1 rRNA gene is annotated in these 2,078 nt (G+C 50.2%); it reads left to right on the forward strand.

Annotated elements, in window-relative coordinates:
* Window positions 1–21: 21 nt before the first annotated feature.
* Window positions 22–2,078: ribosomal RNA gene (locus H6F39_RS20080) — 23S ribosomal RNA — on the forward strand; the annotation flags it as partial.

The raw sequence follows: 2,078 nt of genomic DNA on the forward strand, positions 1-2,078 counted from the left end.
GTGAAAGCCAAGAAAAATTGTGGTCAAGCTAATAAGGGCTAATGGTGGATACCTAGGCACACAGAGGCGAAGAAGGACGTGGTTACCGACGAAATGTTCCGGGGAGTTGGAAGCAAACGAAGAGCCGGAAATATCCGAATGGGGCAACCCTAAATACTACCTGTTGAATATATAGACAGGAAAGAGCCAACCCAGCGAACTGAAACATCTTAGTAGCTGGAGGAAGAGAAATCAAAACAGAGATTCCCTAAGTAGTGGTGAGCGAAAGGGGAAGAGCCTAAACCAAAGGATTTATCTTTTGGGGTAGTGGGACAGCAAGATCGAATCACTTAGGTTAGACGAAACAGCTAAATACTGTACCAGAGGAAGTGAAAGTCTTGTAGTCAAAAACCAAAGGATAGTAGCTGCATCCCGAGTAGTACGGAGCACGAGAAATTCCGTATGAATCAGCGAGGACCACCTCGTAAGGCTAAATACTACTGTGTGACCGATAGAGAACAAGTACCGCGAGGGAAAGGTGAAAAGAACCCCGGAAGGGGAGTGAAATAGAACATGAAACCATAAGCTTACAAGCAGTGGGAGTCCGATTAAACGGATGACCGCGTGCCTGTTGAAGAATGAGCCGGCGACTTATAGGCACTGGTAGGTTAAAGCGAGAATGCTGGAGCCAAAGGGAAACCGAGTCTGAAGAGGGCGAAAATCAGTGTTTATAGACCCGAACCCTGGTGATCTAACCATGTCCAGGATGAAGCTTGGGTAACACCAAGTGGAGGTCCGAACCGACTGATGTTGAAAAATCAGCGGATGAGGTGTGGTTAGGGGTGAAATACCAATCGAACCAGGAGCTAGCTGGTTCTCCCCGAAATGTGTTGAGGCGCAGCGGTTGTGATTAAATCTGGGGGGTAAAGCACTGTTTCGGTGCGGGCTGGGAGACCGGTACCAAATCGAGACAAACTCAGAATACCCAGAGAACACACAGCCAGTGAGACAGTGGGGGATAAGCTTCATTGTCAAGAGGGAAACAGCCCAGACCACCAGCTAAGGTCCCCAAATCATCACTAAGTGATAAAGGAGGTGAGAATGCCTAGACAACTAGGAGGTTTGCCTAGAAGCAGCCACCCTTGAAAGAGTGCGTAATAGCTCACTAGTCAAGCGTTCTTGCGCCGAAAATGAACGGGGCTAAGTGATGTACCGAAGCTGTGGGATTACTAATCATAATCGGTAGGGGAGCGTTCCGTAGTAGGGAGAAGCAGTAGCGGCAAGCAGCTGTGGACGAAACGGAAGTGAGAATGTCGGCTTGAGTAGCGCAAATGTATGTGAGAATCATACACCCCGAAACCCTAAGGGTTCCAGAGCCAGGTTCGTCCACTCTGGGTTAGTCGGGACCTAAGGCGAGGCCGAAAGGCGTAGTCGATGGACAAAGTGTCAATAGTCACTTACTGTTCTGTGGGAGCATAGACAGGGACGCATGAAAGATAGCCATACCCTGATTGGTTTGGGAGGGGTTTACGAACTCCGAGTGGTGAAGGAAAGTGCCAAGAAAAGCTGTATATGTGATGAAGATAGAACACCCGTACCCGAAACCGACACAGGTAGGGAGGTTGAGAATACCAAGGGGCGCGAGATAACTCTCTCTAAGGAACTCGGCAAAATGGCCCCGTAACTTCGGAAGAAGGGGTGCCCACCTCAGCAGTGGGTCGCAGTGAAGAGATCCAAGCGACTGTTTACCAAAAACACAGGTCTCCGCTAACTCGCAAGAGGACGTATGGGGGCTGACGCCTGCCCAGTGCCGGAAGGTTAAGGAAGCTGGTCAGCGAAAGTGAAGCTGGCGACCGAAGCCCCGGTGAACGGCGGCCGTAACTATAACGGTCCTAAGGTAGCGAAATTCCTTGTCGGGTAAGTTCCGACCCGCACGAAAGGCGTAACGATTTGGATGGTGTCTCAGAGAGAGACTCGGCGAAATAGGAATGTCTGTGAAGATACGGACTGCCTGCACCTGGACAGAAAGACCCTATGAAGCTTTACTGTAGCCTGGAATTGTGTTCGGGCTTCGCTTGCGCAGGATAGGTGGGAAGCGA

Origin of the sequence: Dolichospermum sp. FACHB-1250, assembly GCF_014696335.1 — a bacterium.
Taxonomy (GTDB): domain Bacteria; phylum Cyanobacteriota; class Cyanobacteriia; order Cyanobacteriales; family Nostocaceae; genus Dolichospermum; species Dolichospermum planctonicum.